Genomic DNA, 15,954 nt, shown 5'->3' with positions numbered 1-15,954 from the left:
CACGGACCCGGGGACCTCGGCGAGGCCTCGAGGGAAGGACGGTCGACGACGATGTCGCAATCGCATTCGCAATCCCAGCCGGGGCAGGGTCACGACAGCTCGGCCGAACAGCAGGCCCCGTACGGCTCAGGGCCATCGACGCGGACGGAAACGCAGCGCAGGAAGGTCCGCATCCACCACCTTCGGGAACTCAAGCAGCGCGGCGAGCCGTGGCCGATGCTCACCGCGTACGACATGTACACCGCAGAACTGTTCGACGAAGCCGGGATCCCGGTACTGCTCGTCGGCGACTCGGCGGCCAACAACGTGTTCGGCTACGACACCTCGCTCCCGGTGACGGTGGACGAGCTGGTCCCGCTGGTTCGGGCGGTGACACGATCGGTGCGGCATGCCCTCGTGGTGGCGGATCTGCCGTTCGGCTCCTACCAACTGTCCCCTGAGCAGGCATTGGCCACTTCGGTGCGATTCATGAAGGAGGGGCGTGCGCACGCGGTGAAGCTGGAAGGTGGGCGCCACTTCGCGCCGCACGTCCAAGCCCTGACCTCGGCGGGAGTGCCGGTGATGGGGCACATCGGCTTCACCCCGCAAAGCGAGCACAATCTCGGCGGCTACCGGGTGCAGGGGCGTGGGTCGGCGGGCGACGAGCTGCTCGCCGATGCGGTTGCGCTGCAGGACGCGGGCGCGTTCTCGGTGGTGATGGAAATGGTTCCCGCCGAGGTCGCCAAGCGCATCACTCACGAGCTGGACATCCCCACCATCGGTATCGGCGCGGGGCCGGACTGCGACGCGCAGGTCCTGGTGTGGCAGGACATGGCAGGCCTGCGTCGAGGCAAGGCACCCAGGTTCGTCAAGCGCTACGCCGACGTGGCCGGTGTGCTTTCGCAGGCGGCACAGTCCTTCGCCGACGAGGTGCGGCGCGGGGAGTTCCCCGCACCCGAGCACGCCTTCCACTGAATCCTGCGGTCGGGGCCCGCGCGCGGGTCCCGACCGCTAAGGTCAGCGCCGCAATGGAGGAGTTGTACCCGCCGATCTCACCGCACGAGCACGGCATGCTCGACGTCGGCGACGGCAACCTCGTGTACTGGGAAGTCAGCGGGAACCCGAACGGCAAACCGGCCGTGGTCGTGCACGGCGGACCGGGCAGCGGCAGCACGCCACTGACCCGCAGGCTGTTCGACCCCGCCACGTACCGGATCGTGCAGTTCGACCAGCGTGGCGCCGGGCGCAGCGTCCCCCACGTCCGTGATCCCGGCTGCGACATGTCCGCCAACACCACCTGGCATCTGGTCGCCGACATGGAACGGCTCCGCGAACGGCTGGGAATCCAGCGGTGGCTGCTGCTCGGCGGCTCATGGGGAGCCACCCTCGCGCTCGCCTACGCGCAGCGGCATCCCCTCCGGGTCAGTGAGATCGTGCTGCGTGGAGTGTTCACGGCGCGGCAGTGCGAACTCGACTGGCTCTACAACGGCGGCGCCGCCCACTTGTTTCCGGACGAGTGGGAACGCTACGTCGCTATGGTCGCGCCCGGCGAGCGCGCGGACATGCTCGCCGCCTACTGGCAGCTCGTCACCGGCCGGGACCATGCCGTGCGGGAGCGGGCCGCGGTGACCTGGAGCGCGTGGGAGGGGGCGCTGGTGTCCGTCCAGCAGCGGCAGCGCTACCTCGGCAGCTACAGTGCGCCGGGCTTCGCCGTACCGTTCGCCAAGATCGCGCTGCACTACTTCACCAACCGTGCCTGGCTGGCCGAAGGGCAGCTGATCGACGAGGCGGGCACGCTGTCCGCCATCCCGGGTGTGCTGGTGCAGGGCCGGTACGACCTGGTCTGTCCCCCCGTCACCGCCTACGAACTGCACAAGGCGTGGCCCGGTTCGCGGCTCGTGCTGCTGGACGGCGCCGGGCACGCCGTGACCGACCCGGGGATCCTTCCTGCGCTGCGGCAGGCCACCGACACCTTCGCGACCCGTTGAGCCGAACTCGTGGTCGTCACACCCGAGGCGAGGCCAGCGACCGTGCCAGCTCCCCGTGTGCGGCCACCAGTGATGGCCCGTACCAGGTCAGGTACCTGCCGGACAGCAACGCGTACGGCACGCCAGGAAAGCTCTCCGGGCCGTCGTCGGCGGTGAACTCGTATGGCTCGTCGGGCAGCACGAGCAGGTCCGCCTCACCGGAGTCGAACTTCTCGCGCAACTCGGCGAGCTTCGGCCGGGGATAACGCTCGGCGTGGTCGGCGTAGACGTGCTCGACACCGAGCCTGCGCAGCACGTCACCACCGAAGGTGTCCCTACCCAGCACCACCCAGGGCTTGCGCCACACCGGCACCACCGCACGCGCCCACGTTGGCCGCTCCTCCTGCCACAGCCGGTCTGCCTCGGCCAGCCAGTCCGGGATCGCCACCGCGAACGCTTGCGTGAACAGCGCACGCAGCGAATCCAGTGCCATAGCGACCGTCGCGGGTGCTGCCATCACCCACACCGCGATGCCGGCTTCGCGCAGAGCTGCCACGTCGCCTTGCCGGTTCTCCTCGGAGTTGGCGAGTACCAGTTCGGGCCGCAGATCCAGCACCGCGTCCAGCCGCGGGTACTTCGAACCGCCCACCCTGGGCACGTCCAGTTCGGGCGGGTGCGTGCAGTAGTCGGTAGCGCCGACCAGACGGCCCGGCGCCGTGACGGCCACGGCCTCGGTCAGCGCGGGGACCAGCGAAACGATCCGGCCGGGTGGGCCGCCGAGCGCTACATCGGCGCCGAGGTCGTCCCTCACCGGCTGTGCTCCAGCAATACGTCGGCGTGGCAGGGCTTCGGGGCGCACCAGCAGCCGAGCGCCCTGCCGGTGAGTTCCCCGGCGCGCAGCCTACGCAGCAGGTCGGGGCGCTGCTCGAGGTGTTCCCGGTAGTGCCGCAGCATCGCCTCCCTGTCGTGTTCGGCTTCCTTGACGAAGGGGTTGGCGAAGTCCGACTCCGGCCAGGAGTGCCGGTTGCCCTTGTGCCCGACGTAGGTCAGCAGGTCGTGCTCGACAAGCCACGGGACGAGGTGGGAGTGCGGGCCTGACTTGCGCACGTTGACCACGACACCGCGCCCGGCCAGCACCTCGTCGCGCAACTCGAGTTCGGCTTCGGTCCAGCGGTCACGCTCGCTCAAAGGCAACCCTCCGCTTCTCGACATCGACCGCGGTCAGCCGGACGGTGATCCGGCCGCTTTCCGGGAAGCCGGTGCCGACGCAGCGCCCCAGCACCGGCGGGTTCTCCACGAACACCTCCGCCCGGGTCTGCTCGGCGCGCAGCACGACCGCGCGAAACGTTCGCCCAACGTGCTCGGCCAGGATCCACGCCTCCACCTGGTCGAGGCAGGCGCGTTCGACCCTGGCCGCGCGGGTGTCGGAGGAGCTCATCAGCTCGGGCAGCTCGGCCAACGCCGCACGTACCCAGTCCGGCACCGGCACGCCCCGGGTCACTGCGAGGCACACCTCGGTGGCGAACCGGTCGACCAGCCTCCGGATCGGCGCTGTCACGTGCGCGTACGGACTGCCGATACCGGCGTGGGTGGCCAACTGCGGCGCGGTGCCGTCGAACGCGGTGTAGCCGGCGCCGCGCAGCAGCCTGGTGGTACCCGCGTGCAGCGCCAGCGAGGCGGGCCTGGCCGGGTCGAGCCCGGCGAGCAGTTCGGCCACCGTGGCGTCCCGTGGCCAGTCGATCCCGAGTGCTTCGGCGCTGCGGCGTAGCCAACCGACCGCGCCGTCGTCGGCCTCCGGCAGGGTCCGCAGCACCCCCACTCTGGCCTCCAGCATGATCGAGGCCGCCGCCATGCCCGTCAGCAGCGAGATCTCGGCGTTCCATTCCTCGACCTCGTGGCGGGGCCGCAAGGTGAGCACCCAGCCGCCGTCCTCGGCGGCGGTGATCTCCTGTTCCGGTAGCTGCGGCTCCACCGCTCCCCTTCGCACCGCCAGGTCGCGCCGGAGCCTGCCCAGCTGCGGCAACGCGGCGATCGACGGGTGTGGATCGCCGGCCACGAGGGCCGCCGCAACGGTGTCGTAGTCCAGCCGCTCCACGGATCGCACCAGGGCTCGCCGCACCCGCACGGCGACGGGCTCGCCGCCGGCGTCGGTGTCGATGGTCCACAGCACGGCGAGCCGTTCCACGCCGGGAAGCAGGCTCGCGGCTCCTTCCGAAAGCTCAGGCGGATGCAGCGGGACGTTGCCGTCCGGCAGGTACAGCGTCTGCCCACGCTCGCGAGCCTCCCGGTCGATGGCGCCGCCGGGTGGCACGAAGGCCGCCAGGTCCGCTATCGCGTAGTGCACGCGAAAGCCACCCAGGCGCCTGCGCTCGATGAGCACGGCCTGGTCGAGGTCCTTGGCTCCTGGCGGGTCGACGGTTACCAGCGGCAGGTGGCGGGCGTCCACGCGGCCGCCCGCGAAGTCGGCGGGATCGCCCGCCACGGCGGCCGCCTCGGCCAGCACGTCGGGGGAGAACGAATCCGGCAGCTCGAACTCGGCGCGCAGCGAAGCGAAGTCGCCGGCGCCAGGCGTGTGGACCGCGAGCGCCACATCCGCCACCCTAACGCGATTCAGCAGCCGGTGACCCGATCGTGTGAAGGGACTGCCGGTGGCGACGACAGGCCGCCACCCCGCGAACGAGCTCACCGGTGCGCAACGCACACGTGCGCGGGAACCGATCCCGCCTCGTGGTTCGAGCCGGGTTCACGCCAGGGCCGAGAACCGATCCGCAGAACCGCGGACGTCGGCGCCGAGTCACTCCCGGCCTTCCCACTCCGCGTCGGCACGGTCGGCCTGCCGGGTGCGCTCACGGGCGATCTCCAGTGCGCGCCTCGCGGTGGCTTCGTCCGGGTAAGGGCCGAGCCGGTCGATCGAGCGCGAGAGGTTGCCGTGCTCGACCTCGCCGGTTCGGGTGTTGTACCACCAGCCCGGGTCCGGGTTCGGGTCATCGCTGTTGGCTGCCATATCCGAAGCCTCGCACGTGCTTCAGCGCGAAGCCACCGTGCCGGGCAGGCAACCTGGCCGCCGACCTCAGCGGTGGTGCCGGTAAGGCAGCTGGGTCGGCTCGTCCCCGGTGGGTCCGAACTCGGCCGTATCGGGGCTCGCTGCCGCGTCATCGTGCTCGGTTGCCGTGCTCGAGTCCTCGTCGAACCAGTCCCGCGCCGACTTCTCTCCAGCCGCGGCCGGTTCCGCGGCCGGCGACTGCGGTGGTGACTGCGGGCCGCGCGCGGGGGGCGTCGTGGTGCGCCATACCGGTTGCGGGCCGATGTTCATCGGGACCGGCCCCACCTGGCCGCCCCGCTGCCGCTCGGCTTCCTCGCCGTGGCGCAGCACCGGGTCCAGACACGACACCAACACCGTCGTGTGCTCGGGGTCGGCCACCCTCCTGCCGCTGCGCTCGCGGTAGACGAGCTCGCCCTCGGCATCGATCTCCACCAGGTACCCGGCCTCGGCGAGCTGTTCCTCGTCGAGGTCGACAAGCCGTTCCGGCCGCGAAGGCACCACACGGTAGGTCGGCCACGAAAGCCCGCGGTGAGTTCCGTGGAACTGCGCGAGCAGGTTCACCAACTGCTGCTGCCACGGCAGTGGCATCGCTTCGGCGAGCGAGCGCGGCAGCACCACGTAACGCCCGTCCACCCCCGGATAACCGCCTGCGAGGTAGTCGGCCAGCGGCGTACTCGATGCCGGAGGTGCGTTGCGCGGCGCTGGTGGCATTCCGAAAATGTTGCGCGGATCGGCGTTGTCCAGCACCGGGTCGAGCACTACAGCCTTGCGTACCTTGCCTCGCTTGCCCCACTTCTTGGCCACGACCTACTCCGTTCCTCTCGACCGTTCCCGGCCTCACACGCCCGGCCGGATGGCCTGCGGCACGAGTTCGGCCTCGTCCCATGCGACATCCCTGGTGTGTACCGGCACGCCTGACTGCTGCGCCTCCACGATCTTTCCTTCGCCCAGATACATGGCGACATGGTGGATCGTGCTCGGGTTCGACGGGTCGTAGGCCCAAAACAGCAGGTCACCCGGCTGCGCCTGCTCCAAGGGCAGCATCGCGCCCGCCTTGTACTGGTCACGCGACACGCGCGGCAGCGTGATTCCCGCCGCCTCGTAGGCGCGCAGCATCAAACCCGAGCAGTCGTAGGAGTTCGGCCCCGTCGCACCCCACACGTAGGGTTTGCCCCGCTCACCGAGCGCGAACCGGATCGCGGCCTGCGCCGCGTCGTTGGGTGGAAGGAGCTCACCCATGCCTTCGCCGCAGCCGGTGGCGTCCGCGACCTCGCCGACGTTTTCCACCAGGTGCACCGCCATCGGCTCCCAGCGGTGGTAGCGGTCCGGGAACGCGGATCGCTCGACAGCCTGCGCGGCGTCTCCCGGCCGCATGCTCTGCCAACCAGGTATCGACTCCAACACGTCGAAGAACTTGTTGACCTGATAGGGCGGATCGGTGACCTGCGCGGGCGTTCCCCACCCCATCGACGGCCGCATCTGGAAGATCCCGAGCGAGTCGCGATCGCCGTAGTCGAGGTTGCGCAACCCCGACTCGGTCATCCCCGCCTGGATGGCCACCTGCCACGCCCGTGGGGACAAGTCGCGTCGCTTACCGATCGAGACGATCAGCGACACGATGCCGCGCTGCTCATCGCTGAGGTTGGCCGCATCCGCAGACCCGCGGCTACGCTCGCCCGGCTGTGTCGGTCCGATGGCCGCATCGCAACTGAGCGGCGTCACCCCCTGCGCCTGCCTGCGTTGGCTGTCCATGATCACCACGCTGCCCGCCGCGAGCAGCACGATCGTGGCCGCCGCGGCGACGAAGCCAACCAGTAGCCCGCCACGCACGGCTACCCCACCTGGTCGTAGCCCGCGACGCGCCAGCCCTTGTCGGTGCGGACAACACTGACGAGGAGCGTCGGCCCGTCGGTGGACACTTCGACGTCGACGGAACTTGTGAAGGAGTTGGTGGCCTTCGGCTCGCCGGTCACCTTCGTCGCCGGGATGTTCGCCAGGTTCACCGAGCGCATTCGAGGCAGGTACTCGTCGGTGGTGTAAGGGCGAAGCCGCTCGATCCACTGGTCGATCGTGGTTCCGTCGGGGTGCGTCGCCCACCTCGTCGCCCACTCGCGCGCGACCCGCAGCGCCTCCGGGTCCGGGGGCGCGGTGGTCGGTGAGGCCAGCGGCTCGCTCAACCGGGTGGGTAACCGGCTGCTGCCGGTCTCCCGCTGGATGTCCGATGTGGAGCCGACCGCTGAGCCTGGCGGCGTCTCTGCCGCGCCACCGTCGGCACCCAGCAACCTGGGCACCACTATCCCCGCGGCCACGATGGCGGCGACGACCAACACGAAGGTGCCGAACAGGTGCACCGGAGACCGCAACGGCCAGCCCCACAGGCGGCGATACACCGCCGCCCGCCCCCGGTTGGTACGAATCGGCATCTCGACGACCCCCTACCGGACCACTCGGTCGGTGTCTCGGGACTCGTCACGAACCTCGAGGCCGCGTGAGGGGCGGTACAGCACGAACACCGGCCTGCCCGCGACGAGTTCGGGCTCCACCCGGCGCGGCTGCGGCGCGCCGACTCCCGAAACGGGTGGCGCGGGCCCTGCCGCCGCGGGTGGCTGTTCACCGGCACCGACCGAACCCAGCCGCGACGGCACCACAACCGGATCGAGGTCATCGGCTCGATCCGCACCTCGGTCAGTGATCGGCACGGTGTCGACCTTCCTGCTCGGCACACCCGCCTGCACCGACCGACCGCCGCCGGCGTAATCGCCAGGCGAGCGGCCCGGAGAATACGAGGAGAAGGCACCCAATGCGCCGCCGCCCGCGGGCAGAGCGGACCTGGCCGTGCTCGTGCCCAGTTCGTCACGCCAGTGTGTGGCAGGGTGGCTCCCACCTTTGGTGTCGAGCCGTTGAGCCGTGGCCACCACGGTGGCCTCCGGACGGAACCGGCCGCCCGACATGGCGCCCACCGGTCCGCGTGTCCGCGCGCCGCCCTCGGCTTCATCGCTGTCCTGAATGCTGCGCCAGAACTCGTCCTGCGGGCTCGGCTCGGTGGAGTGCCTGCGGAACCGGGAGAACAACCCGCTACGCGGTGACGGTACCGCCGCGCCGACCATGCCCACCGACATCTCGACCATCTGCCACAACCGCCTGCCGGGCTTGCCGACCATGAAGAGCAGGACCGTGACCAGCCCGGCGATCACCATCTGCGTCAGCATCGAAAGCGCCGTGCCCGCCGAGAAGATCGCTTGCAGCAGCAACGCGTGCACCCCGGCGAGCACGGACAGCACGAGCAGGTTGAACGCGACGGTGCCAAGCACCTTTCCGACCCTGCGAAGGATGTCGTGGTGCACGATGGCGACCAGGCCGATCAGCGGCGCCGTGAGCGTGAACAGCCGCACCAGGATCTGTGCCAGCAGCACCGCGGCCTTGGCGAACAACTGGAACAGCGCGTAGCACAGGCTCTGCAGGAAGGCGAGCAGCCCAACGCCGGTGCGACTGCCGTCCTCACCGGTGAAGTAACCGGTCGCCGGCCCCAGCTGTGTCGAGATGCTCTTGAACTGCTGCTTCTTGTCCTCGATGACGGCCTGGTCGGCGTCGTCGCCGTTACGCATCTGCTCCCACGTGAAGGCCTGTGCGTCCAGCAGCGGCCTGCCGAACTGCTCTGCCTGCGGCGCGTCCGGCGAGCCGAACTCGCCGCGCAGCCAGTTGTTGTAGATCACCTGCGTGTGCAGTTGCGTTGGCAGCACATGCCGAATCACCCGGTCTGAGTCGTCGACGAAGCCCGCCTGAATATTGGTCGTGGTCTGCACGATGGCGTTGTCGATCTCGTCGTAGTAGCGCAGCAGCGCCAGCGACGACGCCGCCAGCCACACGCCACCCAGGGCGAACAGCGCGCGCTTGCTGACGGTGGACAGATCACCGCGCCAGATGTTGCGAAACAGCAGGATCGCCAGCAGCAGCGCCACCACGCCGAACAGCTGCGCGTAGACGTTGTTGTAGACCTTCTCGGCGCCGGTGGACACCGCGTTGTAGATGGGGTTGAGCAACCCGCCTTCCAGCACCGTGTAGTGCAGCGAGTTCGTGGCACCGACGATGTTCTTGCCGATGTTGAACAGCTGGTTGCCCGCCCACGTGTCGATGCTGGTTTCCGGGTCCATCGCCAGCGGGTTGGTGTCGCAGTCGTAGACGTGCCACACCAGTCCGGCATAGCTGTAGTCGCGGTAGGCGCTACCCCCCTCACCGTGCCCGACAGGTGGATCGATCGCTCCCACCATGCCCGCGCCCGGCCGTTCCGGGTTCGGCTCCTCGCAGCTCTGCGCGGCGGCGGGCGGCGCGAACACCACGGTGTGCAAGGCGACGATGGCGATGACCACGGCGAGCGAACGGCGTCTGTCGCGGTCGCGCGCGGGAACACCACGAGCGCGGCGCACGGCACGCCACGCGTACACGGCACCGCAGACGAACAGGATCGTCAGCAGGAGGCTCATGCCGCATCCCTGCCGGTGCCGTCTTTACCGGCTCCCGCGGGCTGCTGCTCCCGATTCTTGTCGTCTTGGTGTGCGCTTTGGTGTGTGCTGTCCGCGGCCTCGCCCTGCGAGCCCTCTTCGAGCATCTGCTCCTCGGTCAGGCCGACCTCGAGTTCGGCGGCGAGCTCCAGATCCTCCTCCAGTTCGTCGTCGGGCGGTGAGGGCACTTCCGGCAGTTCCGACTGTGCCGCTTCCACGGTGCTGGAGTTGGGCCTTCGCTCGGCCACCACAGCTCCGGGTGTGGTGTCCAGGGCGTTGCGCAGATGCTCGAGGTGAGGGCCGGAGAAGTCGACCCGGATGCGTTCCACACCGCCCGCGCCGTCACCGAAGATGAACTGCCTCGGTTCGCGGTCGCGCTCGACCTCACGCTGTGACCCCGGGCGCCTGCCGAGTGCGGCCACCACCTGCTCGTAGCCGACTCCGACCGGGACCTTCAGCAGGCGCAGCGCGTCGGCCTGTGCCTCCTCGTCGTCGAGCCTGCCGACGAACACCGAGTCCAGCAGCGCGACGAAGCCCTGGATGCGCAGGAAGTCGGCGGGGATCTGCGAGGACAGCAGCACCCGGACGTTCCACTTCCGCGAGTCCCGTGCGAACCGGTTCATCAGCACCCGGCCGGTGGGCACTTCGGAAAGGAAGAACGCCTCGTCGATCCAGACGCCCTTGCGCAGGTCCTTCGGCTTCTCGTACACCGAGCGCTGGGTCAGCCAGGCGGCGAGGTTCAGCATCTCCACGCCCAGCGCCTCGGCGTCGGTCCAGTGCTCGCGGCCGACACCTTCCTTCGGCAGCGTGAGCCCTGCCATGGTCAACACCGTCAGCCGGTCGTCGCGGGTGTCGGAGTAGGGGTCGGCGTCCTGCTCCGGGATCAGCAGCGACATACGCTCGCGCAGTTCGTCGAGGAAGTCGGCGACCACCACCGCGTGCTCGTGGTGCTCGCTGGAGTCGCGGCGCAGCGCGTCGATCACCTGGCCGGGGTCGGCATCGTAGCGGCCGCCGACGGCTCGTACGGCGCGCAGCAGCACGATCCGGGTCTGCGGCATGCGGGCGACGTCGTAGGGCAGCACACCGGTCAGCACGTCGAGCACCAGCCTGCGGCGGGTGGCTCCGGCGAGGGCTCGCTCCCGCCGCCACGCCCGCTCCGGGTCGTCCTCGTCGAGGAAGTGCTCCAGCATCGGCTCGGCGACGACGCGGTAGGGGTTGAGAATGCCTGGTTGCGCGTTGAGCAGGTTGATCGGGCGTGCGTAGGGCCGGATTTCCGGCAGGTCGCACAGCTTCGACAGCGGCCCGGAGGGGTCGAGAATCGTCCAGTGCGCGCCTGCTCTGAGTGTTTTGTAGACGATGCCGCCACCGAGGAAGGACTTGCCGCCTCCCAGTCCCGCGACCATCGCGGTCAGGCCGGAGCCGTCGCGGATCTCCTGCGCCATCCAGGGGTCCCACGCCACGGGACGCCTTGTCGCGGTGCAGGTTTCGCCGAGCAGGATGCCCCTGCGGTCGCCGACCTCGGCCGTGGCGGTCGGCACCGAAGCCGCGGCCCAGACCACCGAGCCTCGCCGGAGGTAGGCACCGGAAGCCAGCGGCTCGCCGGGAATGAATTCCCTGGCCATGGCGTACTGCGCCTCGGGGTGTTCGATCGCGACCTTCGGCTTGTAGAGGTCGAGCAACTGCTGCGCCAGCCGCAGCGCCTCCCGTTCAGTGGCGCCGGAGACCGCGAGTCGCCACCACGAGCGGACCCTGGTGGCCAGCGCGGTGAAGCCGGAGGTCATCTCGTCGTCGATCTCCAGCACCCGCGACGCCTGCCGGGCCAGTGACTGCGGCGGCTCCAGCTCGTGCTCGTCGGTGTAGTGCTTGACCTGCGACCGCACCTTGTTCATCTGCCGCTGCAGCTCACCCGCGACCTCTTCGGGCCTGCGCACGTAGATCCGTGCCGACCACTCCACGGCGGCAGGCAGCCGGTCGGCGTGCTGCACCCACGGGTCGTCGACCTCGGGGATCTGCAGACCGTGCATCTGGCCGACGGTCAGCACGGCGACGTGGCGCGTGACTCCGGCGTTGGTGCCGGTCCTGCCGCGGACGGTGACAGTCGGCGCGTAGGGGTCGCAGTGCAGGTCCGCGGCGTCGGTGAAGCTGGCGAGGTCCTCAGGCTCCCATGCCGCTCCCGGCACGGCGGGAAGGTTGCGGGGAGCGGGCAGCCCCAGCGAGCAGGAGCGGTGCATCAACCAGGACATCTCTTCGGCGTGCACCGGGCGGCCTTCGAGACCGGCGGAGCCGATGACCTGGTCGAGGTGATCGACCTCGGAGTCGAGTGCGGTCAGCTCCGCGTCGACCGCCTCGGGCAGGATCTTGCGCAGCAGCGGTGCCGCCCGTTCCACGGCCCTGTCCACCACCGTGCGGGTCTGGACCTGGACACCGAGGTAGACCTCCTTCTCCGCCATCGACCGACCCATGAGCTGCTGCTGCTCGCCGATGAGGTAGTCGTCGAAGGACAGTGACCCCGCTACGTCGGGCGGCCGGTTGTGCGCGTTGTGGACGTGGGCTTCGGCCCACATCCGGATCGGGTAGGGACGGTTGGTGACCCGCAGGTGCAGCCAGCGGCCCTGCAACTCCGCGTACTGGCCTGCGATCGCGGCGATGAGGTCGCGCCGCTGCGAGTCCGAGCGGAACGACCAGCGTTGCGGCGCGAGGCGGTACCAGGCGTAGACCTCCTGGCCGGTACGCAGCAGGTGCCCGTCGATGGAGCGAGCGGCTATGGACGGTGTGTAGCTGGGTATCTCCTGCTCACCGGGCAACCGCCTGCCCCGGCGACCACCGTCGGTCTGCTGAGACGGTGCAGGCTGCTGGGTGTTCCGACTGCGGCCGCGACCGAACAACGACTACCTCCCGACCGACGCCGGTGTCCGGCGGCGGCGCGCTCGTGCTGGGACCTGTGGTGGATGCTGCTTCGGGCCGGTCTGCCTGCCCGATCTGGTGCGCTGCCCGCGCCTGGTTCGCGGCCTCGGCCGCTCGGTTCTCATCCTGATCTTGCTCGCGCTCGCGGCCCCTCCCGTGCCGGTCCTGCGCTCACGCGGGGTACGCAGCTCTCGCAGCCACATGTTCAACACGGCGCTCAGCGGCCGCTCGTGGCTGATCTTCGCTGTGATGACCCGTGTCAGGGCGATCGTGATGACGAACGCCCATGCCGTCGAGAAGAAGCCGAAGCCGATGCCGATCTGCCGTTCAACCCCGAGCACCACGAGAAACAGCGGGATGCCGACGCCCCACGCCACGTAGCGGGCACGCCAGGGAAACGTGGCCTTCGGTGGACCGAGCCAGACCGCGTCGACCCGGTAGACCTCGTCGTCGGTTCTGATGCGCACCGCGCGAGCCCTACCTCAGCCCGTGAACAGACCGGCGAGCCATTCGCCGACGTCCACCCCGAGCCCGCTGACGGCCAATCCGATGATCGCGAGTGCGACCACCACGCCGGCCAGCCTGCGCATCACGCCCGCATTGTCCCCCTTGCCCCCGCCGAGCCAGAGCAACAGCAGCGCGACGCTGAGCAGTACCAGCGGAACAATGTTGTCGAGCAGCCAAGCACGAACTCCTGTCGTGTTGAGCTCACCTTGCGCCAGTGCCGCAAGCGTCATCGTGGTCATCGCGTACTCCCGAGTGCCCGGAGTGTGGTGCGGGGCGCCGTCGTGCGCCCCGCAGGTTTCCAGCACTTGCCGTGTTCAAACAACATCATGGCGTGACGAGATGTGAGGGTCAAAGGCCTCCCAAGCGTGATGGTCGACCCCGCGGCCCATCTCGCGATCGGATTCGCTGCAGACTTGTCCGTCCTCCATCATCGCGGCAGCGGTATCGAGGTTTAAACCAAGTCCACCCGGATGTCCTAGTGTGTTGCAGACCTCACCCACGCGTTGTGGACCCTTCTCACGCTCGGTACGCCAACCGCCCGCCTGACCCGGCTGGCATAGTGAACCATGGCCCGATCGAGGCCTTGGCCGGGATCGTCCGGGTGAACGGCCGCATGGGCCGTTCCGACGCCCACGATCATCCGATCGGGTTAAGCCGGTGGCCGTTCTCCGGTGCGAGGCGCACCAAGCGCACCTCCGGTACGGGTCGTCCGTTCGAGTCTTCTCGCTACTGTCAACGCTGACTGGCGAACAGCCCTGACGGGTAGGCACCCGCTGCCACGACGGCACGGCTGAGCTCCTTGGCGAGTTCCCGCACCCGGTTGGTCTTGTCCGCGCCGAGCCGCGACCACGGCGCGGACGAAGCCGCGTCGGTCTCCCCCTCGATCCGCTCGCGCATCGCAACCCCACGTTCGGTCAGCGCCCCGTCGTGGTCGACGATGCCCTCCTCGCGAAGCCGGGCTTGCGCACTGTCCCACTCCTCCTGCGACCAGCCACGCAGTTTCCTGGCGATCTCGGGAAGGAAACCCTTGCCTGTCGCGGTGTGGGTCACCAGTGCGGGCAGGCCCGCTATCCCGTGGTTGAGCAGGCTTGCGATGTGGCCGTCACCGCGGTACTCGCGAAGCAGCGTCGCCGCATGCCACAGCACCACCACCGGATCGGTGGGCCAGTCCAGATCGGCGTGGGCGGCGAACAGCGGCCTTCCGTCCGGCTCGGCGCCCTGCGCGGCCTGTCTGGCCAGTTCGGCGAGCTCCGCGAGCGCATCGGAGGACGCGAGTTGCTCACCGAGTAGCCGGCGCAACGCCGTACCGGCCGCGTCGGCACGCGCTGAGACCAGGTCGGCCGGGCTTGCCAGGGTCCACGCACGGGGAATGTGCTTGCCGACCAGTTCCGGGTTGAAGTTGTAGAAGGTCGCCGCGACCACGCCCGCACCAACCGGCCCAAGCGCGGCCGCACGGCTGGCGAAGTAGGCCAGCCGACCACCCTTGTCCAGCCCGGCCTCCAGGTAGGCCTGCTCGGCCTCGGGGGCGAAGTAGATCATCGAGTGAATCGGCTCGAGCACCCGGTAACAATGACGCGTGGCAGCGCGGGCTTCGTCGTCCATGGGGCGTGAGCCTAACGACTGCATGCCGCGGGCGGGAGAGGCGCCAGATGACGGCCGACCCCGCCAAGTCGGCCGGAGGCTGCGTTTCCGCGGGCGGGAAGGGCGCCACTCAGGGTTTGCGGGCGACCCAGCAGCCGATGATCCGCTGCGCCTCGTTGAGCGGCTCCAGGTGTGGTCCGTTCGGCCACCACTCGTCGCACAGCACCAGATCGGGTTCGACACCGCGAGCAGGCTGGACGATCTCGAGCCCATCGGCCATCTCGAGGAGTTGCTCCCGGGTGCGGAATGCCCCGCTGCCCATCGGGCTTCCCAGCATCTCCTGTTCCATGTGCCGCGCGATGGGTGACAGCGCCGGATCCTCGGGGTCGTAGAAGTGGCTGAACGCGACGTAGGAACCGCTGGGTAGCCGGTCGATGTAGTCGCGCATCACATCGGCGTAGTCATCACCGAGGTAGTGATGCATCGTCGAGACGTGCAGCAATGCCACCGGTTGGTCGAGTGCGATGTGTTCGCGAACGAACTCGTGCTCGAACACCTGCCGCGGCTGGTAGATGTCGGCGTCGGCGATCCAGGTGCGGTCGTTGTCGACCAGAAGCGCGTTGCCGTGGGCGAGCACGACCGGGTCGTTGTCGACATACACCACGCGAGTCTCTTCGTCGATCCGTTGCGCGACCTGGTGGGTGTTTTCTGCTGTGGGTAGTCCGGAGCCACAGTCGATGAACTGTTTGATGCCGACGTGGTCGGAGAGGAACCGCACCGCCCTGATCAGGAAATTACGGTTGGCCCAGGCCATGTCGCGCACTTCGGGCACGGCACGTTTGATGGCGTCGAGCACCTGACGATCGATCTCGTAGTTGTCCTTGCCGCCGAGTGCGGCGTCGTAGACGCGGGCGATACTGGCGCGGTTCGGGTCGACCCCCACCGGCACGGAACTCGGGGCCGCCGCCTTTTCCATGTTCGCCATTGGTCTGCTCCCACCGCTTCGATCCGGGCGTGCACTGCTCGGCACACAACGTAGCGAACCCGCGAGGCGGTGGGAACGTGCGGTCGAAGCGGGAACCGGTACGGCAGAGTCGCCGGGAGGTGCTACCGGGCGGGCAGCACACAGAACTCGTTGCCTTCCGGGTCCGCCAGCACCACCCACGGATGCCGTTCTTCGTCGGAAAGGACCACCGCGCCCAGCCCGACGAGCCGCTCCACCTCCGCGTACTGGCCGCCTGAAACCGGTGCGATGTCGAGGTGCAGCCGGTTCTTGCCCGACTTCGGTTCCGGAACCGGCTGAAACAGCAACGGCGGATCACCGTCCAACTGGATGTACTCAAGGCCATCGGAGTCCTGCCACCGGCGTGGTGGTGGGTAGCCGAGCGCGGACCTCCAAAACTGCGCCAACCGAACCGGGTGGGCACAGTCGATCGCCACGGCGAGCACTCGCGCAGACATGAGAAGTGGGTAC

General features: G+C 69.1%; 16 protein-coding genes. 2 read left to right on the top strand and 14 right to left on the bottom strand.

Annotated elements, in window-relative coordinates; translation table 11 throughout:
• Positions 1-51: 51 nt before the first annotated feature.
• Both panB and pip read left to right on the top strand, forming a co-directional pair.
• Positions 52-954: a 3-methyl-2-oxobutanoate hydroxymethyltransferase gene (gene panB, locus SACMADRAFT_RS05090; protein ID WP_009152717.1), complete on the top strand. Its 903-nt coding sequence runs from the start codon at positions 52-54 to the stop codon at positions 952-954.
• A 53-nt stretch (positions 955-1,007) separates the two neighbouring features.
• Positions 1,008-1,967 carry a prolyl aminopeptidase gene (pip, locus tag SACMADRAFT_RS05085; protein WP_009152716.1) on the top strand — a complete coding sequence of 320 codons (960 nt, stop codon included), beginning with the start codon at positions 1,008-1,010 and terminating at the stop codon, positions 1,965-1,967.
• Positions 1,968-1,983: 16 nt separating this feature from the next.
• On the opposite strand, the gene SACMADRAFT_RS05080 is transcribed toward pip, so the two are convergent.
• The 14 genes from SACMADRAFT_RS05080 to SACMADRAFT_RS05015 all read right to left on the bottom strand — a co-directional run bounded on the left by SACMADRAFT_RS05080 (position 1,984) and on the right by SACMADRAFT_RS05015 (position 15,941).
• Positions 1,984-2,757, bottom strand: coding sequence for a helical backbone metal receptor (locus SACMADRAFT_RS05080; RefSeq protein ID WP_009152715.1), 774 nt, complete (start codon positions 2,755-2,757; stop codon positions 1,984-1,986).
• On the bottom strand, positions 2,754-3,158 hold the full coding sequence (locus tag SACMADRAFT_RS05075; RefSeq protein WP_050998322.1) for a DUF4326 domain-containing protein: 405 nt from the start codon (positions 3,156-3,158) through the stop codon (positions 2,754-2,756). The genes SACMADRAFT_RS05080 and SACMADRAFT_RS05075 overlap by 4 nt, the downstream gene beginning before the upstream one ends.
• On the bottom strand, positions 3,121-4,536 hold the full coding sequence (locus SACMADRAFT_RS05070; RefSeq protein ID WP_009152713.1) for an RNB domain-containing ribonuclease: 1,416 nt from the start codon (positions 4,534-4,536) through the stop codon (positions 3,121-3,123). Before SACMADRAFT_RS05070 ends, SACMADRAFT_RS05075 begins: the two co-directional genes overlap by 38 nt.
• A gap of 204 nt (positions 4,537-4,740) precedes the next feature.
• Positions 4,741-4,950, bottom strand: coding sequence for a hypothetical protein (locus SACMADRAFT_RS05065; RefSeq protein ID WP_009152712.1), 210 nt, complete (start codon positions 4,948-4,950; stop codon positions 4,741-4,743).
• Between the two features lie 66 nt (positions 4,951-5,016).
• The gene (locus SACMADRAFT_RS05060) at positions 5,017-5,793 is read right to left on the bottom strand and encodes a hypothetical protein (RefSeq protein WP_009152711.1); all 777 of its coding nucleotides are present in this window, start codon (positions 5,791-5,793) and stop codon (positions 5,017-5,019) included.
• 33 nt (positions 5,794-5,826) lie between these two features.
• Positions 5,827-6,819: a C40 family peptidase gene (locus SACMADRAFT_RS05055; RefSeq protein ID WP_009152710.1), complete on the bottom strand. Its 993-nt coding sequence runs from the start codon at positions 6,817-6,819 to the stop codon at positions 5,827-5,829.
• Positions 6,820-6,821: 2 nt separating this feature from the next.
• The gene (locus SACMADRAFT_RS05050; RefSeq protein ID WP_009152709.1) at positions 6,822-7,412 is read right to left on the bottom strand and encodes a hypothetical protein; all 591 of its coding nucleotides are present in this window, start codon (positions 7,410-7,412) and stop codon (positions 6,822-6,824) included.
• Positions 7,413-7,424: 12 nt separating this feature from the next.
• Entirely contained in the window at positions 7,425-9,470 is a 2,046-nt protein-coding gene (locus tag SACMADRAFT_RS05045) for a magnesium transporter (RefSeq protein ID WP_009152708.1), read from the bottom strand.
• Positions 9,467-12,373, bottom strand: coding sequence for an ATP-binding protein (locus tag SACMADRAFT_RS05040; RefSeq protein ID WP_009152707.1), 2,907 nt, complete (start codon positions 12,371-12,373; stop codon positions 9,467-9,469). The genes SACMADRAFT_RS05045 and SACMADRAFT_RS05040 overlap by 4 nt, the downstream gene beginning before the upstream one ends.
• 3 nt (positions 12,374-12,376) lie before the next feature.
• A complete protein-coding gene (locus SACMADRAFT_RS05035) occupies positions 12,377-12,859 on the bottom strand; it encodes a hypothetical protein (protein ID WP_009152706.1) in 483 nt (160 codons plus the stop codon).
• Between the two features lie 15 nt (positions 12,860-12,874).
• Positions 12,875-13,138, bottom strand: coding sequence for a hypothetical protein (locus SACMADRAFT_RS05030; protein WP_009152705.1), 264 nt, complete (start codon positions 13,136-13,138; stop codon positions 12,875-12,877).
• 493 nt (positions 13,139-13,631) lie between these two features.
• On the bottom strand, positions 13,632-14,501 hold the full coding sequence (locus tag SACMADRAFT_RS05025; protein ID WP_009152704.1) for an SCO6745 family protein: 870 nt from the start codon (positions 14,499-14,501) through the stop codon (positions 13,632-13,634).
• A gap of 109 nt (positions 14,502-14,610) precedes the next feature.
• A complete protein-coding gene (locus tag SACMADRAFT_RS05020; protein WP_009152703.1) occupies positions 14,611-15,465 on the bottom strand; it encodes an SAM-dependent methyltransferase in 855 nt (284 codons plus the stop codon).
• 122 nt (positions 15,466-15,587) lie between these two features.
• On the bottom strand, positions 15,588-15,941 hold the full coding sequence (locus SACMADRAFT_RS05015) for a VOC family protein (protein WP_009152702.1): 354 nt from the start codon (positions 15,939-15,941) through the stop codon (positions 15,588-15,590).
• Positions 15,942-15,954 lie beyond the last annotated feature (13 nt).

The sequence above is a fragment of the Saccharomonospora marina XMU15 genome, from assembly GCF_000244955.1.
Classification (GTDB): Bacteria; Actinomycetota; Actinomycetes; order Mycobacteriales; family Pseudonocardiaceae; genus Saccharomonospora_A; species Saccharomonospora_A marina.
This window is presented reverse-complemented; position numbering and strand designations above follow the sequence as displayed.